Consider the following 25,916-nt stretch of genomic DNA (forward strand, 5'->3'; position numbering starts at 1 on the left):
TGGGACGCAAGCCATTAGCGAGCCACACCGATACCGCTGGCAGGCAGCCGCATAGAGAGCTTCCCACCGGGTACCTGAGACCGATCCTGGCCGGGATCAAACCCCACCACCAGTCTCGAGTAGCCGCATATCGAGCGGTTTTCCGTTGGCTATTCGCGGAAATCCATCTGCCGGACTCGAATGCGTCGCGGCGGCGGATCGTGGAACACCCTGCGCCACAGCATTACCCACGACTCGCGGTCCGCTCGACGGCGGGTCAGTCGGTCCACCCCGCTTCGGCGGCGTGAGCGTGAAATGCCTGCCACGCGTGCCACATTCGGGTTGCGCCGAATTGAGCGTTGTAGCGCAGCGCGCCGCGCACGTCCGACAATGTCGCGCCCGCGCCCAGCGCCCGCTCGATATGGGTGCGGAAGGTGTCCCGCAGCGTCTGATAGTGCACGTCGATGCTCATCGTCGCGAATGCCCGTTCCCGCACGGCCAATGTGCCCGGCCCGGACGGCAGCCGCATGCGGGACTGCAGGTCGAAGAACTCGGCGAAGTGCGGATCCAACCGCCCCACCGTGGCTCGGACCGGCGCGGGCAGGGGGCTGAGGGCTGCATCCGGTCCGGTGGACAGCAACTCCTCGTCGAGCGTTGTGACGTCGGGGCGCGGCAGGCCGAGTGCCGCCTCGATCTCAACCAGCCGTTCGAAGGCTCCCAGCGCCGCGTGATAGCCGCTGTCGTAGGAGATCAGACGCAGCAGCGCACGAATGTCGGCGGTGGACACTCCTCGTTTCAGGCCCTCGCGCACGTGCAGTTCGAAGGGCAACCCCAGGGCTTGCTGGCAGACGTCGGCGGTGACCTGCAGGAATACCTTCTCCCGATCGGTCAGCTCGGACACCGAATCGGCCTGCGCGGCGGTGGCGGCGGCCATCTGTGCGAACGCCGGGTCCAACGCGGCCGGCTCGAGCGTTGCGGCCTCGGTGATGTTGCTCAGGGTCACGACTCACTCCTATCAATGAACAACCTTAGCGCTACAGCTGTAGCGCAATAACTGTAGCGCTAAGCCCGTTTGGTTACAATGGCCGGATCATGGACGACACGACCGCCTCCGCCACCCGACGGCGACCGAACGCGCGTGGCCGCGGCGACCTACTGCGAGAGGACATCGTGGCCACCGCGACGCGGATGCTCGACGAGCTGGCCGACGATCAGGCGTTGTCCCTGCGCGCGGTCGCACGTGAAGTCAAGATCGCTGCCACATCGGTATATCTGCACTTCCCCGACCGGGATTCCCTCGTGCTGGCCGCTACCCAGCGTTGCCACGAGGAACTCGTGCGGCTCGGCGACGCCGCCGACGCGGCGGAATCGAATCCCGGTGCGGGGCTGCGCGCCCGGATCCTGGCGCAGGCAGACTGGGCCGAGAGTCATCCCGGGCTGTACAAAGTGCTGCACGAGAGCACGGTGCACCGCCGGCTCGGCATGCCCTTCAAGGAAGTCATGGTCCAACGCACGATCGACTCGGTGCAGCGATGCATGGACGCGGGCATCGCACCGTCCGACGATGCGACCACCGTGGCGATCGATCTTCGGACCGCGGTGAATGGCATGCTCTCCCAACGCATCAACGAACCCGATCTGCCCTGGCCGCCCGCCACCGAACAACTGGACCGTTTCCTGGCAAAACTCGTCGGGATCGGCAGACCCGGCTGAAGACCGCATCCGATGCCGTAATCGATTGTGCGGCATGATGTTCAGTCACGAATCTGAAGGAGAATCTCAATGACGGTCCACCGGATGGATCACGTCGGCATTGTGGTCGAGGATCTCGCGGCCGCTATCGCGTTCTTCATCGAACTGGGCCTGGAATTGGAGGGCGAAGCAACGGTCGGTGGGCAATGGGCCGACGAACTGCTCGGACTGGACGGCGTCCGAGCAGACATCGCCGTCCTACGTACTCCGGACGGCCATGGCCGGGTCGAGGTCTCGACGTTCCACTCGCCGACAACCACCAGCACCGCGCCGAACGCGCCGGTGAACACCCCGGGCATCCCCCGCCTGACGTTCGTCGTCGACGACGTCGAGGATGTCGTCGACCGCCTGCGCGCCCACGGCGCCGAACTCGTGGGCACGGTAGCCCAATACGAAGACATCTACCGGTACTGCTACGTCCGAGGCCCCGACCGCATCGTCATCGGGCTGGTCGAGGAACTCCGCTGAACGACACTCCTCGCCGCAATAATTCCGATCGAAGGACAGCCCGGTAAGGGATAGCAACTGTCACACAGGACGGCGATTGTCATTGAGCTGGAAACCCCCGCTGTGGCAGGGGATTTGACGTATCGCTCGAGTTGGGTCAACGGTCGAATTCGCCGTCCCTTACGCCCCCGGTGAAGGCTGCCCACTCGCCGGAAGTGAACACGAGCGCAGGGCCGCCCGGGTTCTTGGAGTCGCGTACCCCGACGTGTCCCGCTGCGAGCCATGCGATCTCGACGCAGTCCTGGGCAGCGCCGCTACGCGACGACTTGAACCATTTCACATCGGACAAGTCGATTGTCACTGAAAGTACCTCCTTGCCGCATTCCGCAGCATTTCACGGGACTTGCCTTCATCCAATGCGGCGTTCCAGATTCCCCCATAGATTTCTCGGAGCCGTCGCACGTCTCTTTCATCTTGGTAGAACATTGATCCGATATTGCTCTCCGCGTATACGACCGATGGCTCACCAAGCTTCGCCCCTGTGCGCGGAAAGTCCATGATGGTGTATGGCGTCGGAACTGCTTTCACAGGCAACCCCGACGAAAACGGGAGGATCCGGATCCGTACGTTCTCGCGCGTGCTCATATCTGCCAGATGTCGCATTTGCAGGCCCATCGTGTCCTTCGGCGCGACAGCGGTCCACAACACCGTCTCGGTCAGGACTACATCAAGCTGCACCGGCTGCCGGGAACGGGTCAGGATTGCCGACCGCCGTAGACGAAGCTGCACGCGCTGATCCACGTCTTCCGCTGTGTCCGTGTCGAAGTACGGCTCCTCCATCGCTCGAACGTAGTCGGCCACTTGGAGAAGGCCGGGCACGAGAAGCGATTGCAGGATCGACAGCTTCTCGGCACCTGCTTCCAGTCCGATATACGTCCGGAATACCGGCGCGAGAAGATTTCTCGTGGAGTGCCACCACAGTTTCGAGCCGAAGTCGTCCGCAATGGCTTTCAGGTCTCCGAAACGGTCCTCGATGCCGTACAGCTTGCACAGCGCCTCGAGGTACAGGGTCTTGACTCGCCCTAGTTCACCGCGTTCTAGTCTGCCGAGGGAAGCCTTACCCATTTCCATTAGCGCCGCGGCTCTTTCGAGCGTGTAGCCCGCCGCCTCCCGTGCCTCGCGCAGCGCTCGCCCCAGTTCTCGGCGCGGAAGTGTTGTCGATATCGGATCGTCGGTGTTCGACACGGTGGTCCCTTCCCCAGTTCGGACCGGAATGGCTCAGGATCTGAGCCGATCCGGCACAGATGTTACGGCCCAATCGGCTCGCATGCTGGGCAGATGAAACAACTCAATCGGCCCGGCCGTTTCGAGTCGATGCGATCGGCACGCCGCCGCAACATTAGACCCATGCCCCAGCAGACCGGAAGTCTCTCGGTGAGCCAGGCCCGCGCACTTCGGGCTTTGAGCAATGGAGGGATGCTCACCAACGAGCAGATTCGGCACGCGGCGAGTCTGGACCGTTTCGAGGTCCGGCGGGTGGTGGCGAACTTGTCCAGCCGTGGGCTGATCCTGATCCGAGGTTATGACAAGCGTTGCGGCATAACGGCTTCAGGGCGCGACGCCCTTGCCGTGTGGCCGCGAGCGTACGGGAGGCTGGGCGCGGATGCCTGATCCCGCATCCGGTCAACTGCCGCAACGGTTTTCGGGACAGCACAGGTGCCCGCCGCTGTTCGACGAGAAAGCCGAGCCGCTGCCGCCGGAGGTACTTTTACGTTTCGCTGACGCGCTGAGGCGTCTGGATGAGACACTGACCGAATCGTAAGGCGGCGGGTTCGGTTGGTGGCGGGGTCGGTGACCTGACCGGGGGCACCCCCTCGCGGGCGTGGAGTGGGACAAGCGAATAGGAAGGGGGAGTAGGTGCACGGGTTTCTGTGGCTCGGTGTCGCGGCTCTGATCGCGGCTGTCGTGTATTTCCTGGTTGTCCTGTGGCCGCGGCGGATTCCGCAAGAGGAATCGGGGGCCGGCATAATCTCGCAGATCGAGAATGGGGGATCGAACTAAATTGCGCTACAACATGTCAGATCAGCCTGAAGAAACATCACATGCCTCCGGATGCGTCGATGTCGTACCGACCTGGCGCGCGATTATCGACGCCTGGCGTGACGCGATCATCGCGAAAGATACGAGCAATCCGCTGCTGGCGATTGCGATCGACATTTCATGGTGTCAGCGGGCAATACTGCAATGGGGCATGCAGCAGGCCGCACGGAACCTGCAGCACGAGGCATTGGGGATCGCCGCCGACGCATCCGATATCCCGCTTTTCGTCATTCTGGAGTTGGAGACTCGTAAGACCGAGTGGGATACGACATTCGCACGATTGATACATCGCGCGACGGATGCGCCCACACCGAAGCCGTCCCCGGGCGAAGTCGTTGCTCAGATGGCTCTGGCGTGGGTGAAAGTGGAGATATCCTATCTGTACACGAAAGCACAGTCGCAGCGCGGACTCCTCCTGGAGGGCGAACCGATCGTCATTGCGGGCATGTCGGAATTAGGGAAGTGGACAAAAGCGTATCAGTTGCTTACCGGCGCGCCGGATCATAGCCGGATTGGCATACCGGTCGACGAGTCGAACCAGCGTCCGCACGGGTATGCTTCGATGAACTGACCAGCAATCGAGGGGAGGCAGCATGGGCGATGTCCGCCCTCGCACCAAGGCCGAACTGGCTGAGCTCGAGCGGGACCAGGAAGATCCGAAATGGCTGGATTGGGTGAATCCGGAGAGAATGGAATCCCAGCTGGCGAAGTTCCTCACCGAGACGATTCCCGATATGCCTGATGATCCCTGGTCAGCGGAAGGCTTGGACCGTGCCGAACGCGAGATATTGAATCGATTCGCGACCATGGACGACGCCGAGTCTTCGGAGAACCGCGATTTGGCCGACCAGTTCACGAGGTATATCGGTGAAGTGTTCTGCCGAAAATTCGAAGGACGTTGGCATAACGTTCGCGGTACCGGCGGCGCGCGCTATCCCGAATTCGGCCCAGCCGTTGACAGAGAGTGGTCCGAGATGTACCTCGATGTCGCCAATCTGGTAACGGCGACTGTACACAGGCATTGGGGAGACTATCTTTCCACCATATTCAACAACAATGCTCGGGGACATCAGGATTGGGTGGATTCCGGTCGTCCTCCCATAGCTGAACGAATTGAGGAATAGATTCCAAATTCTCTGACGACGCGGGGGAATCGTGGAATACGAATGGAGCGATCTGCTCGAAGAGAACTATCGTCGGTACGTCGGCGATAAATGGATGAAAGGGCTCGGCGCGCGGGATCGCGCGGGGTATCTCGCTGCGAGGACTCGATGGCAGAAAGCCAAAGAGATAGGCGATCGTTTCAGAGATGGGATGGCGGCCATCAGGGGGCAGACTCCCGAACGCGGCTACACCAAAGAATCTTATTTGAAGAACGATAAGCTCGGATCGAGATTCCATGATGTGCGGAACGATCGAGAGCGTGCCACCTATGAGTACAAAGCGGGCAAGATCGATAAAGATAAGGCATTGCCGCAGCTGGAAAAAGACGATCAGTACACGCTCGACGGCGGCATCGTTGACTGGACGATTGTCCAGGGTGTGCGAATCGACAAAGAGGTGCAGGACAAGCTCAGGGAGCTGCGAGAGAAATATCCTCGGCAATTCACCATCCAGGAAGTCTCCCGCGAACAGCTTCGGCAGGCGTTGACCGTTGCGAAGCATCTGGAGAAGGTGAAGACGTGGGAAGCCAAGGAGAGGGCGCGGCTGGAGCGGGCTCGGGATGAGCGTGTGCGGCGTGAGGTTCGGGCGAAGGAGCACGAGGCGCGGAAGCGGGACATCGCACGGGTCGTCTCGGAGAACGTGCGGGCGATCGAGCAGGCTCGGGCGGAGGGGAAGGTGTTTCCGGCGTGGGAGTTGTCCGAGGCGCACAGCTCGTTGGTTCGATCCATGCGGAAGGTGCGTAGGTACGAAAAAGTTCAGGGGCGGGAGACGGTGGCGAGCCTCGGGTTGACGGGTGAGCGGGCGCGGGTGATGGAGAGCATGTTGACCCAGGGGCGAGAGCGTCAGCGGGGGAAGGTCGTTCGGGGAATCGATGCGATCGGCCGGGAGCGCCGTGAGCGCGAGGCGGCGGAGTGCGCGGCGAGGAAAGAGGCCGAGCGGCTGGCGAAGCAGCGGGAGGTGGATGCGCGGCGCCGGGAGTTGGTGCGGCAGGGGGTTATTCGTGCGGATGTCGCGAATGTCCTGGATGTCATCGACAAGGCTCAGGCCCGTGTGGGTGACCCGATACCGCCCGGGATGGAGAACATCCGCCGGTTGCGAGGCGGCCGGGAGCTGGGTGGGCGGGAGCGCGGTCTGCACCGGGAGCGTTGACGGAATCGATCGTGGCGAACCGGAAGTAGCCCTCCCGAGGCGGGCGGTCCGCATGTCGCGATGGTGATGCGAGAACATAACTCTCTGATTCGAATACGCACCTTCTATACAGTGGTAACTTAGTTACTCGACGGGAGAGTGAGAGATGGATCCCCGGAGAGGCTGAGGAGCGTCGCGTGAGTCCTGCAGATCCGGTCTACTGGGATCCCTTCGATCGTGACATCGCCGGCGACCCATACCCCGTGTACCAGCGGCTACGGGCCGAGGCGCCGCTCTACTACAACGATCGGCACGACTTCTATGCGCTGAGCAGGCACGACGATATCGATCGGGCGTTGCTGGACTGGCAGACGTTCTCCTCCTCGCGCGGGCCGATTCTGGAGATCATCAAGGCCGGTATCGAGATTCCGCCTGGGACGTTGCTGATGGAGGATCCGCCCGCGCACGACATCCACCGTTCGCTGCTGGTGCGTGTGTTCACGCCGCGGCGGGTGCTGTCGCTCGAGCCGCAGATCCGCCAGATGTGCACCCGGTCGCTGGAGCGTCTGGCCGGGCTGGACCACTTCGACCTCATGACGGAGTTCGCGAACGAGGTGCCGATGCGGGTGATCGGCATGTTGCTGGGCATCCCGGAGGCCGATCAGCAGGCCGTGCGCGATCGCGCCGACGCGAATCTGCGCACCGAGCCCGGACAACAGATGCAGGTGTCCGACAAGGCAATTCCGCATGCCGACCACTTCGCGGAGTACATCGACTGGCGCGCCGACCATCCGTCCGACGATCTGATGACGGAGTTGCTGCACGCCGAATTCGAGGACACCGAAGGGGTGCGACGGACACTCACCCGCCAGGAGATCCTGACCTACATCTCCGTCGTGGCCGGTGCGGGCAACGAGACCACCGCCAGGTTGATCGGCTGGCTGGGTTCGCTGCTGGCCCGCTACCCGGACCAGCGCGCCGAACTCGTCGCCGATCCGAGCCTGATCCCGAATGCCATCGAGGAGACGCTGCGCTTCGAACCCACCGGCCACGCGATCGCCCGCTACGTCACCACCGACGTCGAACTGCGCGGCGCCACGGTCCCCGCGGGCAGCGCCATGATGCTGATCGTCGCCTCGGCCAACCGCGACGAGGACCGCTGGTCCGATCCCGATCGCTTCGACATCCACCGCAAAATGACCAACCTGCGCACCTTCGGCTTCGGCACGCACTACTGCCTCGGCGCGGCCCTGGCCCGCCTCGAGGCCAAGATCGCCCTGGAGGAACTCCTCAGGCACTTCCCGACCTGGCAGGTCGACCTGGACAAGCCCACACTGTCCTCGACCTCGACCGTGCGCGGCTGGGAAACGCTCCCCATCACCGTCAGCTGATTCCGGCGTGCCCGCCCGGGTCTACCGTCTCTCCCCGACGGCCCGGCGGCCCGGCGGCAGATGCGCTCCCTCTCATCGGTACCCGATAGCTTCCGGACGAAAACGATCTGCCGCGAAACGACTCTCGCCCGATCCGACGATCCATGCCGTGGTCCTGCGGGATCCCCGACCCCGGACGGCAGCAAACGATACATCCGCCGCCGAACGGACCGGCTCGACGTCGGGCCCGGCGCATTCGAGTCACGGTATCGCGGGCGGTGTGCGGCCCGGTGACGCGCCCGCGACGCCTGCGGAAACCCCTGTGCGAGTTAGTGATCGGCGTCGGTGTAGCGGATGACGCCGCGAATGTTCTTGCCGTCGAGCATGTCCTGGTAGCCGTCGTTGATCTGGTCCAGGCGGTACTGGCGGGTGACCATGTCGTCCAGGTTCAGCTTGCCCGCCTTGTACATCGACAGCAGTTGCGGAATGTCGTAGTGCGGGTTGCCGCCGCCGAAGATGGTGCCCTGCAACCGCTTCTGTAGCAGCGACAGCATGGCCAGGTTCAGTGTGGCCTCGTTCTCGATCAGGCTGCCCATCGCGGTGACCACGCAGGTGCCCGCCTTGGCGGTGATGCCGAGCCAGGTGTCGATATCGCGGCCGTGCGCCTCGCCGACGGTGACGACGACCTTCTTGGCCATACCGCCCGCGGTGATCTCCGCGCATGCGGCGGTCGCCTCCTCGATGGTGGCGTAGGCGTGCGTCGCACCGAACTTCAACGCCTGCTCGCGTTTCCACTCGATCGGGTCGACGGCGAAGATGTAGCGCGCACCGCAGTGCACCGCGCCCTGCAACGCGGCGATGCCCAGACCGCCGATGCCGATGACCGCGACGTCCTCACCCGGGCGAATGTCCGCGGCGCGGGTGGCCGAACCGTATCCGGTGGTGACACCGCAGCCGACCAGGCAGGCGACCTCGAACGGGATGGACGGATCGATCTTGACCACCGAACTCTGATGCACCACCGCGTACGGGGCGAACGTCCCCAGCAGGGTCATCGGGAATACGTTCTGACCGCGCGCGGTGACCCGGTGCGAGCCGTCGCTGACCGAGGTGCCCGCCAGCAGCATCGCGCCCAGGTCGCAGAGGTTGCGCAGACCGGCCTGGCACGAGGGACATTTGCCGCAGGACGGGATGAACGACAGCACGACGTGGTCGCCGACCGCGAGATCCTCCACGTCCGGCCCGACTTCCTCGATCACGCCCGCGCCCTCGTGCCCGCCCAGCACCGGGAAACCCGCCATCGGAATGCCGCCGGTGACCAGATGGTGATCGGAGTGGCACATGCCCGCCGCCTCCATCCGCACCTTGACCTCGCGACGGCGCGGCTCGCCGATCTCGATCTCCTCGATCGACCAGGGCTGGTTGAATTCCCAGAGGAGAGCGCCTTGTGTCTTCATCGTCACACTGCTTTCACGATCGGGATCGACGCGAGGCTGGTGACGCGACGATCGGAACTAACTCGGATCGAGGGTCCAAGGCCCGCGCAGACCGCGCGATCCTATGCCCGCGTCCCGCCTGGCGCGCCGTGGAGACCCCTGAATGTTACAGGTGTTTAGACAGCAGTCCAGGCGTTTGCGAGGTCGAGTCCCGGTGACCGGACAGGGAATTGGCCGTCCCCTGGTCAGCACGGTGCGAAACCGCCTCTGCCGCTCGGGCATCGGTCGGCGGCAGCGGTTGTCTCACGACGAGCTGGACAGGTGCACCGAGTGCGCGACGGCGGTGACGTGCAGACCGTCGGCGGCGGGCTCGATGGCCGTGAGCTGCGCGCCCAGCGGCAGCTTCTGTAGTGGAACGACGAAGGTGAGCGTTCGCCGCAGCAGGGACAGCGACAGCGACGGTCCGCCCGCGGCGGCCTGAACGGAGACCGGGATGACCGAGATGCCGTTCTCGGTCGGCGAGACGGTGACCACGACCGTCCCCGGAACCGAGATGCCCTCCACCTTGAATGTTCCGCTGACGTGCATTCCGTCCGAACCGTAGGAGATCGACTTCACCCCCGACGGGGCGAATCGCTGCACCGTGTCGTACGGCACTCGGGCGGTCGCCGTCGCCGAATCCGCCACCATGTTCGAGGTGTTGCCGCGCAGCACATCACTCAGCGGCGCGGCGACGTCGGTCAGTGTGACGTCGAGGTCGTGCACCGAGAGCTTCTCCCCGGTCCAATCCCCGGCGCGGATCTCGATCTCGTGATACTTCCCGGCGACGGCCTGGTTCAGGAACGGAAAGCCCCCGATACGGACATTCGGCCGACTCGCCAGGTCGTACTCGGCGGCGACCTTGTCACCGATCTTGTTCTGCGCCAGCACGACCGCGACCCGGTCGCCGGCGACCAGCGCGATCACCACCACGACGACGAATATCAGGAATCCGCGCACACACTCACCCTTTCGGCCATCCACCCATCATGCGGGTGATCGCGTCGTGGCGCAGCGCGTGCCCGGACGCTCACTCGTTCGCGGCTCGGTGATCGCGGACGGCGATGAGGTTGTCGACCAGGCGGGCAGCGTCGACGGCCGGGTCCATCAGCGCGAAGACCAGCGCCCGAATACAGGCCGGAGACAGGATGAGTTCGAAGACGTCCCCGCTGTTCAGCACGGTGGTGCCGCTGGCATCGAGGGTGGCCTGGATTTCTCGCTCGCGGCTCGAGAAATTTCGCGGCATCGATCAGTTCGGTCTGCCGGATAACCGATCGTCGAAAATATGAGAAGGACAATCAGTTTCGCGATCATATCCACAGCGTCCGCTGGAGACCGGGCCAGGCAGGCAGAGGAACCTGCGCGGCCACCGAGCCGTAACCGACACGGACATGGAGGTCGCCCGTTCTCGGCGGGACACCGACGATCGTGTCGCGCACGTCCCGCTGCGCTGTCTGCACAGGAGGAATACTGGGCCCGGTGAGTGAGGACATCGACTCGGTTCCAGCGTGGGCGCGGCGCAGCGCGGGTGAGTCGCGGGTCGCCGCGAGCGTCGCCGTGCTCGTGGTCATCGCGTTGCAGTGGTGGTTGCCCGGTCAGCTCACGGTGCGGCCGAGGTGGGTGATTCCCGGATTGGCGCTGGTGCTGCTGGTGGTGTTGATCGTGGCCGACCCCGTGCGGATCGATCGGGAGACGCGCTGGTTGCGGTGGGCCGGTCTGGCGTTGTCGGGGCTGCTGAGCGTGACGACCGCGTGGTCGGTGGATCGGCTCGTCCAGGGGCTGCTCGACGGGAAGCTCAGCAACAATCCGGGGGTGCTGCTGTCCTCCGGCGCGGCGGTCTGGTTGACCAATGTGCTGGTCTTCGCGCTGTGGTACTGGGAATTCGATCGCGGCGGGCCGGCGGCCCGCGCGCACGGCCGCAAGAAACATCCCGATCTGCTGTTCCCGCAGATGCAACTCGGCAAGCTCGTCGACCGGGACTGGGAACCGGAATTCGTCGACTACCTCTATCTGGCCTTCACCAACGCCACCGCATTCAGCCCGACCGACGTCATGCCGCTGTCACGCTGGGCCAAGATGATGATGACCGTGCAGGCCTCCATCTCCGTCATCACCGGGGTCCTGGTCATCGCCCGCGCGGTCAACGTCATGAAGTGACCTCGTGGTTCGCCGAGGCCAGGGGCGCGAGGTTGTAGAGTTCGGTCGAAGCACCGCGGCTGAGAGCTGAGGAGTTCGTCATGCCCTACCCAGTGGACTTCGAGAACGTTTCGACCGTGGGCCTGGAATCGTCGCCGGTCGCGGCGGCGCTGGCCGGTCTGCGGGCGAACGAGGCCCGATACTTCAAGAACAAGTACGACCACGTCTTCACGGTGGAGCCCGCCAAGGACGCCCGGTCGACCGTCGATTGGGTGAGCGAGATCCTCGAGGACGAGCGCGGGATCGTCATCGCCTCGCGCCCGCTGGAAGCTACGGCCTTCCAGGTCGAGAACATTCGCATGGCATACGTCTTCTACGAGAGCGGCCTGTCGATCAACGTCATGTACTCGATCGACGACAACGGCAAGCGGGCGGTCGGGTTCAAACTCTCCGACGGAATGGAAGTCCCCACCGAGTTGGCCGCGTTCAAATTCGCGCGGCAGAAGTCGAAGCTGGCGGGGACCATTCGGGGCTCCTACTTCGTCATCAAGGGCGCCTATCCCTCCGGATAGAACAGGAACAACGTGCAGCCGGTGGCGCTGTTGGGAACGTGCCAGGTACCGGCGGGAGCGTGCAGGAAGGTTCCGGCCGGATAGTCGCGGGCGCCGTCGTTGAAGGTGCCCGCGACCACGTAGACCTCCTCGGGGCCGGGTTCGTGGACGTCACGCCGCGGCCACGTGCTGCCCGGATCCATTTCCAGGACGTGGGCGTGCGCACCGGACTCCCCCTGCCACAGCGAATGCAGCCGAATACCCGGAAACAGTTCGCGGACAGGGGATTCGGCGACGGTGGCGGAAGTGTAGCCCGCCTGGGCGAGGATTTCGGGGTGCATACGCCACCCTAACCCACATGATAACGATCGACATCATCCACCCTCCGGGCATCGCCTCGCGTACTACCGAATACCGAACCGGGACAACAGTGCCGGGACCTTCGACGCGGCCATCAGCGCGCGGAACTGCCAGCTGTCGTCGCGCGGCAGCACCCCGCCGCGCTGAGTCGCGTCGAGGAAGTCGTAGAGGGTCTCGCCCTCCTGCATCAGTCCGTCGGCGTTGAAGTGGTAGCGATCCACGGCGGGACACTGGACGAAACGTCCGTTGCCGTAGATCACCGGCGCGGTCTCGTCGTACGGGTACAGGCGCAGCGGGCCGGTCCAGTGGCCACTGCCGATGTAGCGAATCACCGTGCGCACCAGGCCATCCGGTGTCACATCCAGATAGGCTTGACCGGGCAGCGGGTCGTAACGCCAGTCCGGGATGGCGTCGAAGAACGCGAAGTTGTACTTCACGAACTCGTCGATCCCCACGATCGTGCGCCCGAAGGTCGTCACGTCGGTGTAGCGCACGTCGGCGGCGTACAGCTGGTCATTGTGGCTCATATCGCGGACCAGGAAACTCCACCAGTACTTCTTGGCCCACTCCAGCACCCAGCCCAGATCCACCCCGAGCCTGCCGTACAGCTCCAGCTTGCGTTCGAACTCCTCGAACCATTCCAGCGTGCTCGCCTGCAACTCCGCCTCCGGAATCGCCCGGATCCGCACCGCGCGATTGGCTTTCAAGAATTCCGGAACCGGTCCGGACAACCGCGGCTGCCGCAGAGCCTGCTGGAACTGTTCCTCGTTGAACATCGCGCACCCTTTCGCCACGACCGGCCGCCCAAGATGAATCATATGATTCATCTTGAATCGGGTGATGTCAATACGAGAAAATCCGACGCAGGCACGAGATCGCCGCCGTCCGGAAACCCAATACATGCCGACCGGTCTCCTTGCCGGGGTCGCCGAATTCGCCCGGGAGCCACCGTTACTCGACGCCGCGGGCGGGGATGTTCCCATGCCCGAGACGATGTCCGCCTACGATGGGCCTACAGCAGGGACAGATCGTGATCGGCACGACAATTCGGGGACGCGGTCTCGTTGGACGGGAGGATCGCGTGTCAGAGATCAGGACTCGGCGCGGGGACAGTGCACTGATCGACACGTTCACCCAGGACGCGATGCGGCGGCTGGCGCGCAATGCCGAGGGCCTGTCCGATACATCACTGATGATCCTGACCAACTTCGCCACGGCGCTGCGACGCGCGGAGAAGCTGTTCCCGGAGACCGCTGATCTGTGAAGGCGCGGAGCCGATCCGGGCTCAGCGCATCCGGCCGGTCAGTCGGCCCCACATGCCGCAACGCTGTGGCGCTGCGACGAATTCGGCCTGGCCGGTCTCATCCTCGTCGTCGGGCTCGTCGTCGAATTCCGCTGTCGGCGTCGCCACTTCCGCAGCGGGCGTAGGCATCTCGGGGCTCGTCGATGCCGCCGACCACGCCACCGGTTCGACCGCGGCGGGGTCGATCACGGGTAATTGCGTGGTCGGTCGATCGTCGAATTCGGCGCGCAGCCGAGCGAAGAACGCGTCGAGCGAACCATAGCGATCGGTGACCTCGCCCACGAGACGCAACACCTCGGACTGTGAACCCATTATCGTTCTCCCCTCGTAGATTTCAGCGCCGCGCAACGCACATGCGGACGAGGAGACTTCCGGCGCGAGTCGCCCACTTGTCACGGGAAGCCTCCCCACCCACAGAGCGCCACGTACTCGGTCACTCCGACGGCTCCACCCCGGGAGCAGTCCGTGTACCGCGGCGCGCACCACTCTAGAGCCAACGCAGCTACTTCCGGGACATCTACACGGAGTTCTTTTCACGTGTCGCAGCTAATATCGGACATACACGTCGAATCCGGAGCTCAACATTGCGAAAGCCGGTATTCGAGTTATGATTTCGAGGATATCGCGAAGTCCAGGCAACCGCATTAAGAGCATGCAGCTACCAAATGGCAATCGCCGGTGCGGGTATCTCGATCCGGCCGTGGACAGACCCTCCGGAACCATCGGCTCGACTCCCATCATTCCCGATCCTGTACCCCGAGCCCAGCCGTTCTCGGTACCGATTCGGTAATGACGAGACCGAAGGTCACATCGCTTCGGTGATAACGGATTCCATCGCGGTCATCATCTCCGCTCGGGCTGTGCACGAAAGCGCCATCGATGTATTCGAGGCCGTATGGCGCACTCACCGATGACGAAGGGCCCAATCCGGCCAGTGTCCGAAGTCTGTGTGCCATTATCGATATCGCGTCGAGCAGTCACGGCCACAGGCGATCACGTACCCAAACGCCGCCCGCTCGTTCATACCGCAGGCGCTTGTGCAGGCGTGCCGGATCGCCCTGCCAGAACTCGACCTCTTCAGGTCGAACCGCGTGAGCTCGCCGCCGGGCCGGTGACGTCACTGACTCAATAGTTTCCGAAGGTAAGCCGGTTCTGCTTCGTCAGGTGGTCGGGTCTGCTCAGCGACCGAGGCCCCACTGCGGACGTCCGAGGTGGAGGCATCCCACTCGTTCGGTGCGAACACGAGTGCCGGGCCGGTCGGGTTCTTCGAGTCGCGGACGCCCACGAAGGCGGGGGTCGGTCGTCCGCCGTTCGTGGTCCGCGGTGATCAGGGAGCCTCCGGCGCTTGGACGATGGTCAGCACCGAACGTTGGCGCAGGGTGAAGCCGAGGGTGTGGTAGAGGTGGATCGCGGTGGTGTTGTGGGCGACGGCGTGCAGGAACGGGAGTTCGCCGCGGGCGCGGATACCAGCGCCGACCGCGCGGATCAAACGAGTGGCGATGCCGCGCCCACGGAACTCCGCATCGGTGCACACCGCGCTGATCTCGGTCCAGCCGGGCGGATGCATGCGCTCACCGGCCATGGCCACCAGCCTGCCGTCGATCCGCAGGCCCAGATAGCTGCCCATCTCGATGGTCCGCGGCGCGTACGGGCCGGGCCGGGTTCGGGCGATCAGCTCGAGGATCTCGGGGACGTCCGCCGCGGTGAGCACATCGAGGCCGGAATCGGGCGCGACATCCAGTGCGGTGCCGTCCATCTGCACCGAGCCGACCTCGTCCAGCACCGTCCACCCCAGCGGAGGCACATGGCCGTGGCCGCGCAGCCCCGTCGAACCGCCTGGCCCCAGGACGGTGGCCAGATCGGCCCAATCCCGCTCGTCCAGCACCGGCGGATGGCCGATGAACCGCGCGACCTGCGGGTCGTAGCGGCCGATCCGGCCCACCCAGCTGGCGAACCGGCGGTGCGCACCCAGCAGCGAGGTCCGCACCGGATCGTCGAGAGGGTGCAGCGAGGTCTGCGATCCCACGGTGGTATCGATCGTCACGCAACGTTCAATTCGCCTCGCCCACAGTATATTTCCCTTAGCTCGAGCTGATTTCAAACGTTGACGCCCCACCCGCCGGACAGCATCGTGACCAGAGTCGCCTATTCGCCGCACGGACAGGAACACCGAGACGATGGCACCGAATCCATTGCATCTGGGCGTCGCGCTGGACGGGGCGGGCTGGCATCCCGCCGCGTGGCGCGAGCCCCACTCCCGGCCCGCCGAACTGTTCGCCCCCGGCTACTGGGTCGATCTGGTCAGCACCGCACAGCGGGGCCTGCTCGATTTCGTGAGCATCGAGGACACCCTCGCACCGCCCGGTGCGCGCGACACCCCGGCCGACGCGGTCGACCGGGTGCGCGCCCGGATCGACGCGCATCTGATCGCCGCGCGAGTCGCACCCGTGACCCGGCACATCGGGCTGATCCCGGTGGTGACGACCACGCACACCGAACCATTCCACGTCTCCAAAGCCCTTGCCACGCTGGACTTCACCTCCGGCGGACGGGCCGGTTGGCAGGTTCGGGTATCCGGAACCGCCGCTGAGGCAGCGCATTTCGGGCGTCGTACGGTGCACGAACTCACTCCCGCCGAACTCGCCGACGCGGTCGCCGCGGGAGCTCCGCCGGGTTCGGTGCGCGAGTTGTTCGACGAGGCCGCCGATTCGGTCGAGGTGGTTCGCCGCCTGTGGGACAGCTGGGAGGACGGCGCGGAGATCCGCGACGTCGCAACTCGCCGGTTCATCGATCGGGACAAACTGCACTACATCGACTTCCGCAGCCGGTTCTTCGCGGTCCGCGGACCGTCCATCACCCCGCGCCCGCCGCAGGGCCAGCCCGTGGTCACCGCCCTCGCTCACGCCCCGCTGATCTACGAATTCGCCTCTCGTGCAGCGGATCTGGTCTTCATCACGCCTGGGCGCGCGAGCGGGCCCGAGCCGATCCTCGAGCAGGTGGCCGCCGCGCAGGCCGAGCGCACCGGTGAACCGCTGCGAACCTATGCCGACCTCGTCGTCTTTCTCGATACCGATGCCGAAACCGGGGCCGCTCGGCTGGCCCGGCTGAACGAGGCCGCCGGATCCGAATTCACCTCCGACGCGGCGGTTTTCACCGGTAGCGCGGAAGAGCTCGCCGATCTGCTCGCCGAGTGGCGCACGCGGGGACTGGATGGATTCCGCTTGCGGCCGGGTGTCGCCGTGGACGATCTGGCATCCATCGTCGACCAACTTGTTCCGATCCTGCAGCACCGCAACCTGTTCCGCACCGGCTACCCCGACGGCTCGCTGCGCGGGCTGCTCGGGTTGCCGACCACAGTCCCCAACCGCTACGCGAACGCCTGAACCGAGGCCGATATGAGTTCTCCCCGTAAGCAGGTCATCCTGGGCGCCTATCTCGGCGGCGTCAACCATCACACCGCCTGGTGGGATCCCCAGGCGGGCAGCCAGATCGATTTCAGCAGTTTCGAGCACACCGCGCGCACCGCCGAGCGCGGGCGATTCGATTTCTTCTTCCTCGCCGAGGGGCTGATCCTGCGCGAACGTGCCGGCCGCATCTTCGATCAGGACATCATCGGCCGCCCGGACACGTTCACGGTGCTGGCCTCGCTGGCCGCGGTCACCGAGCACCTCGGCCTCGCCGGGACCATCAACACCACCTTCAACGAACCTTATGAGCTGGCAAGGCAATTCGCGAGCCTGGATCACCTGTCCGGCGGCCGGGCCGCATGGAATGTGGTGACCTCGTTCGATGCCTTCACCGGCCAGAATTTCCGGCGCGGCGGATTCCTCGATCCCGCCGACCGCTACGTCCGCGCCGAGGAGACGCTGAACGCAGTTCGCGCCCTGTGGGATTCGTGGGACGCCGGGGACATCGCCGCGGACCGGGAATCCGGGAAATTCCTGGCCCGACCCGACGCCGGTGAATTCGCCTTCCACGGCAGCCAATTCGACATCTCCGGCCGGTTCACGGTGCCGCGCAGCCCGCAGGGCAGGCCGGTGGTCCTACAGGCGGGCGTCTCGCCGCAGGGCCGCGCCTTCGCCGCGGCCAATGCCGACGCCATCTTCTCCCCCTACGGCAAACTGCCCGAGGCCGCGGAGTTCTACCGGGACATCAAGTCTCGCGCGGTCGCCGCGGGACGCGGGCCCGACGACATCAAGATCCTGCCCTCGGCGAGCTTCGTCCTGGGCGACACCGAGGCCGATGCGATCGAGAAGTATCACGCCGTCCGCAACGAGCAGGTCACCGGCCAGACCGCGCTGATCCTGCTGGAGCAGATCTGGAATCGCGACCTGTCCGGCTACGACCCCGAAGGCCCGGTGCCGACGATCGATCCCGATCCTGACGCGCCGCCGATCATCCAGGGCCGCGCCTTCGTGCACCAGGACCGTTTCGCCACGGCCGAACGCCTGCGCCAGGTCGCCGAGGCCAAGAAGCTCACCCTGCGCGAGGTCGTCATCGACCAGTTCGAACGCGGCCCGCTGATCGGCACTCCGGCCCGGATCGCCCAGCAGATAGACGAATTCGTCAGCAACGACGGTTCGGACGGCTTCATCCTCGGCTCACACCTGGTGCCCTGGGGTCTGGACGAATTCGTCGACCGCGTGGTGCCACTGCTCCAGGACCGCGGCGCGCTGCGCACCGAGTACACCGGCACCACCCTGCGCGACAACCTGGGCCTGCCGGACGTGCGATCGACAGCATCGGTCCCGACTGGGAGCTGAGCCCCGTCGGGCAACTCACCGGCCGGATCGCCCCGATCACCGCCCGGCCCGCATTGTTCACCAGCACATCGACCCGGCCGACCGGCCGAACCGGTCGACGGCGGCACTCACCAATCCAGCCGCCGTGTCCGTCTCGCGAACGTCGAAGCGTGGGACCAGACACGTGCCGGGATATTTCGCCGTCAGATCAGCCACGCTGTCCGGATCGCGCACCGCCGCAACAACATCGTCGCCTGCCGCGAGTGCCGACTCTGCCAGCGCACGCCCGAGGCCCTTCGAAGCCCCGGTGATGATCCATGTCGACGTCGCATATGTCGTCATGGCGGTGACGGTCTTGCGTTCGAGCGCGCTCGAACGCAAGACCGCGCGAGCTTCGACTCTCCGATGTATCCGATCTCAGCGGTAGTAGAGGGTGATGCCGTCCGGGATCGGAACGGCTATCGACTTACCGGTGTCGGTCAAACGGCCGGCCCCGGGGTCGATGGCGAACACCGCGACGCTGTTGTTTCCCTGGTTCGCGACGAACATCCACCGGCCGGTGCGATGAATCGAGAAGCTCCACGGTTTCGTACCCGCACAGGGGATTCGCTGGACTTCCCGCAACGCGGCGGTCGCCGGGTCGACCGCGTAGACGATCAGAACGTTCTCGCCTCGGTTGGCGGCGTGGCGAAGCAGGCGGAGTTATCCGCGGCTACCGGAGATCGCGGCATTCATCGCCGAGACGGGCCTCGGTCCGCCGCGAGGAGGCAGTAGCGGAATCGCATGACCGAACCGTGTGTAGCCGAGCGTCATCGAGACGCTCCGGAACAGGTTCGCCCCGGAACGACGCGCGGCCGATCGCACAGCAGCAGCGACCATCACGGCCGGGTTCGACGAATCCCAGCCGCGACAACAGTGATGCACGCACGGACCTGTTGCGGTGCAGTCGATGTCGATAGATGGACGTAGTCGTGACCAGGATCACCGATGGCCCGAGCGACAGACGCGTCGCCGAACCTAGCGGGCGCGATGGATGTCAGAGGGTCGAATCGCGCGCGAAATAACCTATGGTCCTTCGGATTCCGACCAAAACAGCGAGTCCGCCGTACAGCCGACGCCGGATTCACGGCCCGACAGCGCAACCCGAACGCATCGCGGGAATGTAGGGCCGCAACCCCAGAGCGATATCGGCACAAGCGGCGAGCGCCATATCGCGCTCGACGCGATCGAGCGGATGCGGGGCGGCCAGGCGGGTGCCCAGGATCGGCACCGGCAACTCCACACCGGTGCGATCCCACCACAGATAGGTGTCGCCCATCGGGTCCGCGAGGCGGTGTGAGGACCAGCCGCCGACCGTCCGGATGACGTCCAGACGACCGAATTCGCCACCCGAGCGGTCCAGCAGGACGAGCCGGAACAGCTCCGGCGTGCACGACTCGCCCGGATCGGGGATGACATGGAAAAGCGTGCCGCCGGTGGCCGCGACGGCGGTCACGGTATCCCCGCGCAGGATCGTGCCGACGGCCGCGCCGTCGCCCCGTCGCAGCGCGATGCTGACCTCGTCCAGCGGTTCGGCCCGCACCACCGATCCGTCGGCGTATCCGATTCGAAGCCCGATATCCTTGCGCCCCGACAGGATTGACGATCGCGCCCCGCGGACCTCACCCCGCACGGCAACCGCGACGGGGATACCGGGCCCACCCCGGAATGCGATCGTCGCTCCCCCCGGCGTCTCGCACGCCACCCGCCCCTCGATCATCGTCGATCCACTCCGCAGGGCTGGCATGCGTCCGATCGTAGAACTGTGATGAAGATCTCACAGGATATCGGACATAGCGCGTCGTAATTGCCGAACTCAGGCGTCCAACAGGGCGTTGACGGCGGCCGGCGCGAGCACCTGATCCAAGATCATCGCGGCACAGGCGGCGACTCCCGAGGGTGCGTCCGGCGCACCCGGTTCCACCCGCAGCGCGCGGGTGGCCAACGCCGAGGAACGCTGGTAGATCAGCTCGCGCATGCCGGCCGCGAGTGGTTCGTAGGCGTGCGACAGATCGCCGCGCACGATGATGAGCGCCGGGTTGAGCAGGTTCACCGCCGCGGCCAGAACCTCGCCGATCCGGCGTCCGGCCTCGCGCACCGCACGCAGCGCATCGGAGTCACCGGCGTGCACCAGCTCCACCAGCTCCGGCAGCCCCGAAACCGACTTGCCCTGTGCGGCAAGCTGTTCCAGCAGCGCCCAACCCCCGGCCACGGTCTCCAGACAGTGCATATCGCCGCAGCGGCAGGGTCGATCCGGCGCTCCGGCGACCTTGATGTGCCCGATCTCCCCCGCCCCGCCCCAGGCCCCGCGCTGCAACCGGCCACCGGCGATGATGCCCGCGCCGATCCCCGTGGACGCCTTGAGCAGCAACAGATCACAGACATCGGGATGGCGGGCGTGCTCGGCCAGAGCCAGCGCGTTGACATCGCTGTCCACCCGGACCGGCGCGCCGAATCGCGCGGTGAAGTAGTCCGCGACGGCCACCTCGCCGAGCGCGGGCCCGGTGTCGACGCTGTGCCCGGTGGCCACATCGACCGCGCTGGGCACACTCACCCCGACGCCGTACACCGGTCGCCGCGCTCCGGACTCCCCGGCCGCCCGCTCGAGCAGGGTTTCCATTCGCTCGGCCGCGCTGACCAGCAGAGATTCGGTGACCCCACTGGAGGGAACGGCGAATTCCGATTCGGCCAGCACCCGCCCGGCCAGATCGCACACCGCGACCTGGGCGCGGCTGGCGCCGGTCGAGGCGGCCAGCACCAGACCGGATCCCGGATTGAACATCAGCCGCGTCGGCGGCCGGCCGCCGGTGGAACCGCCGTCGGCGCATTCGACGACCAGCCCGCGTTCGAGCAGCTGCTCGACGCGCAGGGTCACCGCGGTGCGGGACAAGCCGGTCAACCGGCGGATGTCCGCGCGGGTGACCACATCGTTACTGCGGATCAGGCCCAGCACATCGCCCGCCGAAACGCCGGGCGTCGCCATCGGTCGACCGGTCACCGCACCTCCTCACGGAATCCATCGGGCACGCCCCGGGGCCTGCACGGTTACCGCCGCCGACCATGGTCCGGCCGTATTCATGGAGCACGACCGGGACCGACGTGGTCACGGTCCGCCATCGCCTTCCGGCCCGGACCCTGTCGTGCCCAGTTTGTCGGGGACCACAGTATCCGTCCAGCTCTAGCGCCCGCACCTGTTATTTTGTTCTTCCAAAACCAAAGTTTGCTTGCAAATGATCCTAAGTACATCTAACGTGCTGTGTGGCCGATCACATATGAAGGAGTCCGCGATGCCGGTCCACCTCGACTCGCCCACCCACCCCGTCCTGGCTGCCGTCACCGCCCGCATCATCGAGCGCAGCGCCGCCACCCGAAGTGCCTACCTGGCTCGCATCCGGGCCGCGGCCTCCCGCGGCCCGGCGCGAATGTCGTTGGCGTGCAGCAATATCGCGCACGGCGTAGCGGCCTGCAGTCCGGCGGACAAGCTCGCCCTGCACGGCGAGACGCAGCCCAATATCGCGATCGTCACCGCCTACAACGACATGCTCTCGGCGCATCAGCCGTATCGGGACTATCCGGATGTGCTGCGCGAGGCCGTCAGCGGCGCGCGCGGGGTCGCGCAGGTGGCCGGCGGCGTTCCGGCCATGTGCGACGGCATCACCCAGGGCCGGGCGGGGATGGAATTGTCGCTGTTCAGCCGGGACGTCATCGCGATGTCCACCGCGATCGCGCTGTCCCACGACATGTTCGACGGTGCGCTGCTGCTGGGCGTCTGCGACAAGATCGTGCCCGGCCTGGTGATCGGCGCGCTGTCCTTCGGACATCTGCCGATGCTGTTCGTGCCCGCCGGGCCGATGCCCTCCGGCCTGCCCAACGCCGACAAGAGCCGGGTCCGCCAGCGCTACGCCGAGGGCACCGCCACCCGCGCGGATCTGCTCGCCGCCGAATCGGCCAGCTACCACGGTCCGGGCACCTGCACCTTCTACGGCACCGCGAATTCCAATCAGCTGCTGATGGAGGTGATGGGCCTGCATCTGCCGGGCGCGAGCTTCGTCCCGCCGAATACGCCGCTGCGCCGGGCGCTGACCGTCGCGGCCGGGCGGCGCATCGTGGAACTGACCGCGCTGCGCGGCGGCGCGGCCCCGATCGGTGAGGTGATCGACGAGCACGCCATCGTCAACGGCATCGTCGCACTGCTGGCCACCGGCGGATCCACCAATCACACGATGCATCTGGTGGCGATGGCCGCCGCGGCCGGAATCGATGTGCGCTGGGACGATTTCGCGGATCTGTCGGCCGTGGTGCCCACCCTGACCCGCATCTATCCCAACGGCGCCGCCGACGTCAACGCCTTCCAGCAGGCGGGCGGCATGCCGCTGCTGATCGGCGAACTGCTCGGCGCCGGACTGCTGCACGACGACGTCACCACCGTCGCCGGACACGGCCTCAGCACGCACTACCGCGAGGCCCCGATCCTCGAGGCGGACGGCGAACTCGCCTGGGACCGTGGACCTTCCGACAGCGGCGACAAATCCGTGCTGCGCTCGGCGGCCGACCCGTTCGCCCCGGACGGCGGTCTGCGCATGCTCGACGGATCGCTCGGCCGCGCGGTGATCAAGGTGTCGGCCGTCGCGCCCGAACATCGCGTTGTCCGCGCTCCCGCAAGGGTTTTCGCCGATCAGGAGGAATTCCTCAGCGCGTTCCGGGACGGGCAGCTGAATCGGGACATGATCGCGGTCGTGCGTTTCCAGGGCCCGCGCGCCAACGGCATGCCCGAATTGCACAAGCTCACACCGGCTCTGGGCGTCCTGCAGGATCGCGGACACGCGGTCGCGCTGGTCACCGACGGCCGGATGTCGGGCGCGTCGGGCAAGGTGCCCACGGCGATGCACCTGACCCCCGAGGCCGCCGCGGGCGGGCCGATCGCCCGCATCATGGACGGCGACGTCATCGAATTGGACGCCGAGACAGGCGAACTCGACATCCTGGTGGATCCCGCCGAACTCGCCGCCAGGCCGTGCGCGCAGGCCGCAGTGACCGCTATCGGTACCGGTCGCGAGCTGTTCGACTGCTTCCGCACCGCCGTCGGCCCGGCGGATCGGGGCGCGAGCGTATTCGGGGCGGCATGAGGATCGCCGCACCGCGACACCGGCGTCCCATCCACCACCGTTCCGGCACAGCACACCCCGAGGCGACCACACGATGACGACCCGCACACCCTCCCTTGACGAGCCCTGGCTGGTCGCCGACATCGGCGGTACTCATGCCCGGTTCGGGCTGGTCGGCGAGCCCGGCGGCGAGCCGTTCGAGGTCCGCATCCTGCGTTGCGCGGATTATCCGGATCTCGTTGCGGCGGTGGAGAATTACCTCGATCGCGTGCCTTTCGCCGCACGGCCGTCCATGGCCTGCGCGGCCGTGGCGGGGCCGGTGCGCGGAGACCGGTTCCGGCTCACCAACGCGCACTGGGATTTCTCGATCTCCGAGAGCCGGATGCGACTGGGGCTGGACCGGCTCGAGCTGATCAACGACTTCACCGCGCTGGCCCTGGCCGTCCCGGATCTGCCGGATTCGGCCTTCGTGCGGATCGGCAGCGGCGTGCGGTGGGCTGCGGAGCCGATGGCGGTGATCGGACCGGGCACCGGCCTGGGCGTGAGCGGGCTGATGCGGGTGCGGCAGCGGTGGGTCGCGATTCCCGGCGAGGGCGGACACGCGGGGCTGCCGGTGGAGACCGAGCAGGAGATGCAGGTCGCCCGGGTACTGCGCGAACAGCATCCGGTCGTGGACGCCGAGACCGCGCTGTCCGGGCCCGGACTCGGGCGGCTGTATCGAGCACTGTGCGTCGTGCACGGGGTCACGCCCGTGGCGGGAGCGCCCGAGCAGGTGTGCACGGCGGGTCGACGCGGCACCGATACCATTGCCCACGAGGCACTTTCGATGTTCTGCGGCATGCTCGGCGCGTTCGCGGGGAACGTCGCGCTGACGCTCGGCGCGCGCGGCGGGGTGCTGCTCGGCGGCGGCGTCCTGCCTGACATCGCGGATTTCCTCGCCGACAGCGACTTTCGTACCCGTTTCATCGGAAAGCGTTCTATCGCAGGCTATCTCGATCCCGTGGCCACCGAACTCATCGTGGCCGCCACACCCGCGTTGCGCGGCGCCGCCGTGGCGCTCGAGCAGCACCGACTCATTCCGGAGCTCATATGAACATCCTCGATATCGCACCGGTCGTCCCCGTCGTCGTCCTGGACGACCCGGATCGCGCCGTCCCCCTGGCCCGCGCGCTGCTCGACGGCGGCATCGGCGTCATCGAGATCACCCTGCGCACGAATGCCGCGCTGCCCGCCATCGAGGCCATCGCGGCCGAGGTGCCCGAGATGGTCGTCGGGGCGGGCACCCTGGTCACTCCGCTGCAGGTCGAGGCCGCGGCGTCCGCCGGTGCGGGCTTCCTGGTGAGCCCGGGGACGACTCCGGGCCTGCTGGACGCCCTGGCCGACACCGGTCTGCCGTATCTGCCCGGCGTGGCGACGATCTCGGAGATCCTCACCGTGCTGGATCGCGGCATCACCGAGATGAAGTTCTTCCCCGCCGAATCCTCCGGCGGCACAACGGCTCTGCGCGCGTTCGCCGGTCCGCTCCCGCAGGTCCGCTTCTGCCCGACCGGCGGCATCACCCCCGCCACCGTGCGCGATTACCTGGCGCTGCCCAACGTCGGCTGCGTCGGCGGATCCTGGCTCACCCCCGCCGCCGCCCTGGCCGCGGGCGACTGGTCCGGCATCCGCGACTCGGCCGCCGCCGCGGCGGCCCTGCGGGAATGAGTGCGGGTCGGCTTGCTGCGGTGTCCCGTATGCGACACAACCTGCCCACCGCATGGCGGCGTGGCGCACTGATGGGACAATCCGTGCGGTGATCACTGCCGCACCCTTTCGCCGACCGGCCGGTCCGCGCCGCTGGTCGTTGCGGGCGCGGCTGCTGGCCGGGCAATTGCTGCTGTTCGTGACGGTGGTGGTCGGCATCGGCGTGGCGACCGAACTCGCGCTGCAACAGTTCCTGGTCGATCAGCTGGACGGCCAGCTCGCGGGTGCGCAGAACCGGGCGCAGATGGCCGTCAGCGGACCGCCGCCCTTCGGGCCGCCGCCATCCGATTCGGGCTCGGTTCCGCCGCCGAACCCGGATTCGATGCCCCCGCCGTCCGAGCGGGGGTCGCACGCGTCCGGGCCGGGGCCGCACGGGACGCACCACCCCACGTTTTCCGACCCACGGTCCGCACCGCTCAGCGCCACGGAACCGGGCTCCGGCAGGCAACCGCCCGTCGTGGCGCAACCTCCCGCTCCCGCGCGGCCGTCCCCCGTCGCGCCGTCTGCTGCGGCCGCACAGCC

At 66.3% G+C, this 25,916-nt stretch carries 31 protein-coding genes and 1 pseudogene; 16 read left to right on the plus strand and 16 right to left on the minus strand.

The annotated features are described in order from the left end of the window. Positions 1–256 precede the first annotated feature (256 nt). Positions 257–982 (minus strand): carboxymuconolactone decarboxylase family protein, encoded by a 726-nt coding sequence (locus NM2_RS43320; protein WP_067682725.1) that lies wholly within the window; start codon positions 980–982, stop codon positions 257–259. A gap of 89 nt (positions 983–1,071) precedes the next feature. On the opposite strand from NM2_RS43320, the gene NM2_RS43325 reads away from it, so the two are divergent. Together NM2_RS43325 and NM2_RS43330 are read left to right on the plus strand one after the other, a co-directional pair. Beyond that, on the plus strand, positions 1,072–1,692 hold the full coding sequence (locus NM2_RS43325; protein WP_067682728.1) for a TetR/AcrR family transcriptional regulator: 621 nt from the start codon (positions 1,072–1,074) through the stop codon (positions 1,690–1,692). A 69-nt stretch (positions 1,693–1,761) separates the two neighbouring features. Then, the gene (locus NM2_RS43330; protein WP_067682731.1) at positions 1,762–2,199 is read left to right on the plus strand and encodes a VOC family protein; all 438 of its coding nucleotides are present in this window, start codon (positions 1,762–1,764) and stop codon (positions 2,197–2,199) included. 136 nt (positions 2,200–2,335) lie between these two features. Here NM2_RS43330 and NM2_RS43335 read toward each other — a convergent pair whose 3' ends face one another. Together NM2_RS43335 and NM2_RS43340 are read right to left on the minus strand one after the other, a co-directional pair. Continuing rightward, a complete protein-coding gene (locus NM2_RS43335) occupies positions 2,336–2,539 on the minus strand; it encodes a DUF397 domain-containing protein (RefSeq protein ID WP_067682734.1) in 204 nt (67 codons plus the stop codon). Beyond that, positions 2,536–3,423, minus strand: a complete 888-nt coding sequence (locus NM2_RS43340) for a helix-turn-helix domain-containing protein (protein WP_169816352.1) — start codon at positions 3,421–3,423, stop codon at positions 2,536–2,538. Before NM2_RS43340 ends, NM2_RS43335 begins: the two co-directional genes overlap by 4 nt. Positions 3,424–3,585: 162 nt before the next feature. On the opposite strand from NM2_RS43340, the gene NM2_RS43345 reads away from it, so the two are divergent. The 5 genes from NM2_RS43345 (at position 3,586) to NM2_RS43365 (ending at position 7,961) form a co-directional block, all read left to right on the plus strand. Next, positions 3,586–3,849, plus strand: coding sequence for a hypothetical protein (locus tag NM2_RS43345; RefSeq protein WP_067682737.1), 264 nt, complete (start codon positions 3,586–3,588; stop codon positions 3,847–3,849). A gap of 391 nt (positions 3,850–4,240) precedes the next feature. Beyond that, on the plus strand, positions 4,241–4,849 hold the full coding sequence (locus NM2_RS43350) for a hypothetical protein (RefSeq protein ID WP_067682739.1): 609 nt from the start codon (positions 4,241–4,243) through the stop codon (positions 4,847–4,849). A gap of 22 nt (positions 4,850–4,871) precedes the next feature. After that, the gene (locus NM2_RS43355; protein WP_067682742.1) at positions 4,872–5,402 is read left to right on the plus strand and encodes a hypothetical protein; all 531 of its coding nucleotides are present in this window, start codon (positions 4,872–4,874) and stop codon (positions 5,400–5,402) included. 31 nt (positions 5,403–5,433) lie between these two features. Beyond that, the gene (locus NM2_RS43360; protein WP_157121831.1) at positions 5,434–6,591 is read left to right on the plus strand and encodes a hypothetical protein; all 1,158 of its coding nucleotides are present in this window, start codon (positions 5,434–5,436) and stop codon (positions 6,589–6,591) included. A 176-nt stretch (positions 6,592–6,767) separates the two neighbouring features. Continuing rightward, complete coding sequence (locus NM2_RS43365; protein ID WP_067682748.1) at positions 6,768–7,961, plus strand: cytochrome P450; 1,194 nt, start codon at positions 6,768–6,770, stop codon at positions 7,959–7,961. Positions 7,962–8,269: 308 nt separating this feature from the next. On the opposite strand, the gene NM2_RS43370 is transcribed toward NM2_RS43365, so the two are convergent. The 3 genes from NM2_RS43370 to NM2_RS43380 all read right to left on the minus strand — a co-directional run bounded on the left by NM2_RS43370 (position 8,270) and on the right by NM2_RS43380 (position 10,661). Continuing rightward, positions 8,270–9,397 (minus strand): NDMA-dependent alcohol dehydrogenase, encoded by a 1,128-nt coding sequence (locus tag NM2_RS43370; RefSeq protein WP_067682750.1) that lies wholly within the window; start codon positions 9,395–9,397, stop codon positions 8,270–8,272. 282 nt (positions 9,398–9,679) lie between these two features. Further along, complete coding sequence (locus tag NM2_RS43375) at positions 9,680–10,375, minus strand: LmeA family phospholipid-binding protein (RefSeq protein WP_067682752.1); 696 nt, start codon at positions 10,373–10,375, stop codon at positions 9,680–9,682. Between the two features lie 70 nt (positions 10,376–10,445). After that, entirely contained in the window at positions 10,446–10,661 is a 216-nt protein-coding gene (locus NM2_RS43380; RefSeq protein WP_067682756.1) for a hypothetical protein, read from the minus strand. Between the two features lie 233 nt (positions 10,662–10,894). Here NM2_RS43380 and NM2_RS43385 point away from each other — a divergent pair, with 233 nt between their 5' ends. Continuing rightward, complete coding sequence (locus NM2_RS43385; RefSeq protein WP_245718525.1) at positions 10,895–11,572, plus strand: DUF1345 domain-containing protein; 678 nt, start codon at positions 10,895–10,897, stop codon at positions 11,570–11,572. Positions 11,573–11,652: 80 nt separating this feature from the next. After that, a complete protein-coding gene (locus NM2_RS43390; protein WP_067682760.1) occupies positions 11,653–12,123 on the plus strand; it encodes a DUF8821 family protein in 471 nt (156 codons plus the stop codon). Here NM2_RS43390 and NM2_RS43395 read toward each other — a convergent pair. Next, positions 12,108–12,443: a cupin domain-containing protein gene (locus tag NM2_RS43395; protein ID WP_067682763.1), complete on the minus strand. Its 336-nt coding sequence runs from the start codon at positions 12,441–12,443 to the stop codon at positions 12,108–12,110. The genes NM2_RS43390 and NM2_RS43395 overlap by 16 nt on opposite strands. Positions 12,444–12,506: 63 nt before the next feature. Next, positions 12,507–13,238 carry a nuclear transport factor 2 family protein gene (locus NM2_RS43400; protein ID WP_067682765.1) on the minus strand — a complete coding sequence of 244 codons (732 nt, stop codon included), beginning with the start codon at positions 13,236–13,238 and terminating at the stop codon, positions 12,507–12,509. A 305-nt stretch (positions 13,239–13,543) separates the two neighbouring features. Between NM2_RS43400 and NM2_RS43405 the strand changes: the two genes are divergently transcribed. Then, entirely contained in the window at positions 13,544–13,726 is a 183-nt protein-coding gene (locus NM2_RS43405) for a hypothetical protein (protein WP_067682768.1), read from the plus strand. 21 nt (positions 13,727–13,747) lie between these two features. On the opposite strand, the gene NM2_RS43410 is transcribed toward NM2_RS43405, so the two are convergent. The 4 genes from NM2_RS43410 to NM2_RS43420 all read right to left on the minus strand — a co-directional run bounded on the left by NM2_RS43410 (position 13,748) and on the right by NM2_RS43420 (position 15,809). Continuing rightward, positions 13,748–14,077 carry a hypothetical protein gene (locus tag NM2_RS43410; protein WP_067682771.1) on the minus strand — a complete coding sequence of 110 codons (330 nt, stop codon included), beginning with the start codon at positions 14,075–14,077 and terminating at the stop codon, positions 13,748–13,750. Between the two features lie 665 nt (positions 14,078–14,742). Next, positions 14,743–14,886 (minus strand): pyridoxine 5'-phosphate oxidase C-terminal domain-containing protein, encoded by a 144-nt coding sequence (locus NM2_RS48415; protein WP_245718526.1) that lies wholly within the window; start codon positions 14,884–14,886, stop codon positions 14,743–14,745. Next, entirely contained in the window at positions 14,883–15,050 is a 168-nt protein-coding gene (locus tag NM2_RS52280; RefSeq protein WP_084532194.1) for a DUF397 domain-containing protein, read from the minus strand. Before NM2_RS52280 ends, NM2_RS48415 begins: the two co-directional genes overlap by 4 nt. 42 nt (positions 15,051–15,092) lie before the next feature. Next, positions 15,093–15,809, minus strand: a complete 717-nt coding sequence (locus NM2_RS43420) for a GNAT family N-acetyltransferase (protein ID WP_067682777.1) — start codon at positions 15,807–15,809, stop codon at positions 15,093–15,095. A gap of 133 nt (positions 15,810–15,942) precedes the next feature. On the opposite strand from NM2_RS43420, the gene NM2_RS43425 reads away from it, so the two are divergent. Both NM2_RS43425 and NM2_RS43430 read left to right on the plus strand, forming a co-directional pair. Then, complete coding sequence (locus NM2_RS43425; protein ID WP_067682780.1) at positions 15,943–17,148, plus strand: LLM class flavin-dependent oxidoreductase; 1,206 nt, start codon at positions 15,943–15,945, stop codon at positions 17,146–17,148. 12 nt (positions 17,149–17,160) lie between these two features. After that, on the plus strand, positions 17,161–18,528 hold the full coding sequence (locus tag NM2_RS43430; RefSeq protein ID WP_067682783.1) for an NtaA/DmoA family FMN-dependent monooxygenase: 1,368 nt from the start codon (positions 17,161–17,163) through the stop codon (positions 18,526–18,528). A gap of 57 nt (positions 18,529–18,585) precedes the next feature. Here the strand turns inward: NM2_RS43430 and NM2_RS43435 are convergent, their stop codons facing one another. The 4 genes from NM2_RS43435 to NM2_RS43445 all read right to left on the minus strand — a co-directional run bounded on the left by NM2_RS43435 (position 18,586) and on the right by NM2_RS43445 (position 21,544). After that, the gene (locus NM2_RS43435) at positions 18,586–18,849 is read right to left on the minus strand and encodes an SDR family NAD(P)-dependent oxidoreductase (RefSeq protein ID WP_245718527.1); all 264 of its coding nucleotides are present in this window, start codon (positions 18,847–18,849) and stop codon (positions 18,586–18,588) included. Positions 18,850–18,924: 75 nt separating this feature from the next. Beyond that, on the minus strand, positions 18,925–19,203 hold the full coding sequence (locus tag NM2_RS48425) for a lactonase family protein (protein ID WP_084532196.1): 279 nt from the start codon (positions 19,201–19,203) through the stop codon (positions 18,925–18,927). A 427-nt stretch (positions 19,204–19,630) separates the two neighbouring features. Continuing rightward, positions 19,631–20,293, minus strand: coding sequence for a hypothetical protein (locus tag NM2_RS43440; RefSeq protein ID WP_157121833.1), 663 nt, complete (start codon positions 20,291–20,293; stop codon positions 19,631–19,633). 69 nt (positions 20,294–20,362) lie between these two features. Further along, a complete protein-coding gene (locus NM2_RS43445) occupies positions 20,363–21,544 on the minus strand; it encodes an ROK family transcriptional regulator (protein WP_245718529.1) in 1,182 nt (393 codons plus the stop codon). Between the two features lie 289 nt (positions 21,545–21,833). On the opposite strand from NM2_RS43445, the gene edd reads away from it, so the two are divergent. The 4 genes and pseudogenes from edd to NM2_RS43465 all read left to right on the plus strand — a co-directional run. Next, positions 21,834–23,672, plus strand: coding sequence for a phosphogluconate dehydratase (gene edd / locus NM2_RS43450; protein ID WP_084532200.1), 1,839 nt, complete (start codon positions 21,834–21,836; stop codon positions 23,670–23,672). Between the two features lie 73 nt (positions 23,673–23,745). Then, on the plus strand, positions 23,746–24,744 hold the full coding sequence (glk, locus tag NM2_RS43455) for a glucokinase (protein ID WP_067682794.1): 999 nt from the start codon (positions 23,746–23,748) through the stop codon (positions 24,742–24,744). Then, the gene (gene eda, locus NM2_RS43460) at positions 24,741–25,355 is read left to right on the plus strand and encodes a bifunctional 4-hydroxy-2-oxoglutarate aldolase/2-dehydro-3-deoxy-phosphogluconate aldolase (RefSeq protein WP_067682796.1); all 615 of its coding nucleotides are present in this window, start codon (positions 24,741–24,743) and stop codon (positions 25,353–25,355) included. Before glk ends, eda begins: the two co-directional genes overlap by 4 nt. An 88-nt stretch (positions 25,356–25,443) precedes the next feature. After that, a pseudogene (locus NM2_RS43465) lies at positions 25,444–25,916 on the plus strand (hypothetical protein); the annotation flags it as partial.

The sequence above is a fragment of the Nocardia miyunensis NBRC 108239 genome (assembly GCF_001613065.1).
Taxonomy (GTDB): Bacteria; Actinomycetota; Actinomycetes; order Mycobacteriales; family Mycobacteriaceae; genus Nocardia; species Nocardia miyunensis.

Coding starts and splice junctions, on each gene's coding strand:
- NM2_RS43325 (WP_067682728.1), top strand. CDS start 1,072: ATGGACGACACGACCGCCTCCGCCACCCGACGGCGACCGAACGCGCGT.
- NM2_RS43330 (WP_067682731.1), top strand. CDS start 1,762: ATGACGGTCCACCGGATGGATCACGTCGGCATTGTGGTCGAGGATCTC.
- NM2_RS43345 (WP_067682737.1), top strand. CDS start 3,586: ATGCCCCAGCAGACCGGAAGTCTCTCGGTGAGCCAGGCCCGCGCACTT.
- NM2_RS43355 (WP_067682742.1), top strand. CDS start 4,872: ATGGGCGATGTCCGCCCTCGCACCAAGGCCGAACTGGCTGAGCTCGAG.
- NM2_RS43370 (WP_067682750.1), bottom strand. CDS start 9,397: ATGAAGACACAAGGCGCTCTCCTCTGGGAATTCAACCAGCCCTGGTCG.
- NM2_RS43380 (WP_067682756.1), bottom strand. CDS start 10,661: ATGCCGCGAAATTTCTCGAGCCGCGAGCGAGAAATCCAGGCCACCCTC.
- NM2_RS43390 (WP_067682760.1), top strand. CDS start 11,653: ATGCCCTACCCAGTGGACTTCGAGAACGTTTCGACCGTGGGCCTGGAA.
- NM2_RS43395 (WP_067682763.1), bottom strand. CDS start 12,443: ATGCACCCCGAAATCCTCGCCCAGGCGGGCTACACTTCCGCCACCGTC.
- NM2_RS43400 (WP_067682765.1), bottom strand. CDS start 13,238: ATGTTCAACGAGGAACAGTTCCAGCAGGCTCTGCGGCAGCCGCGGTTG.
- NM2_RS43410 (WP_067682771.1), bottom strand. CDS start 14,077: ATGGGTTCACAGTCCGAGGTGTTGCGTCTCGTGGGCGAGGTCACCGAT.
- NM2_RS43425 (WP_067682780.1), top strand. CDS start 15,943: ATGGCACCGAATCCATTGCATCTGGGCGTCGCGCTGGACGGGGCGGGC.
- NM2_RS43430 (WP_067682783.1), top strand. CDS start 17,161: ATGAGTTCTCCCCGTAAGCAGGTCATCCTGGGCGCCTATCTCGGCGGC.
- NM2_RS43435 (WP_245718527.1), bottom strand. CDS start 18,849: ATGACGACATATGCGACGTCGACATGGATCATCACCGGGGCTTCGAAG.
- NM2_RS43440 (WP_157121833.1), bottom strand. CDS start 20,293: ATGCCAGCCCTGCGGAGTGGATCGACGATGATCGAGGGGCGGGTGGCG.
- edd (WP_084532200.1), top strand. CDS start 21,834: ATGCCGGTCCACCTCGACTCGCCCACCCACCCCGTCCTGGCTGCCGTC.
- glk (WP_067682794.1), top strand. CDS start 23,746: ATGACGACCCGCACACCCTCCCTTGACGAGCCCTGGCTGGTCGCCGAC.
- eda (WP_067682796.1), top strand. CDS start 24,741: ATGAACATCCTCGATATCGCACCGGTCGTCCCCGTCGTCGTCCTGGAC.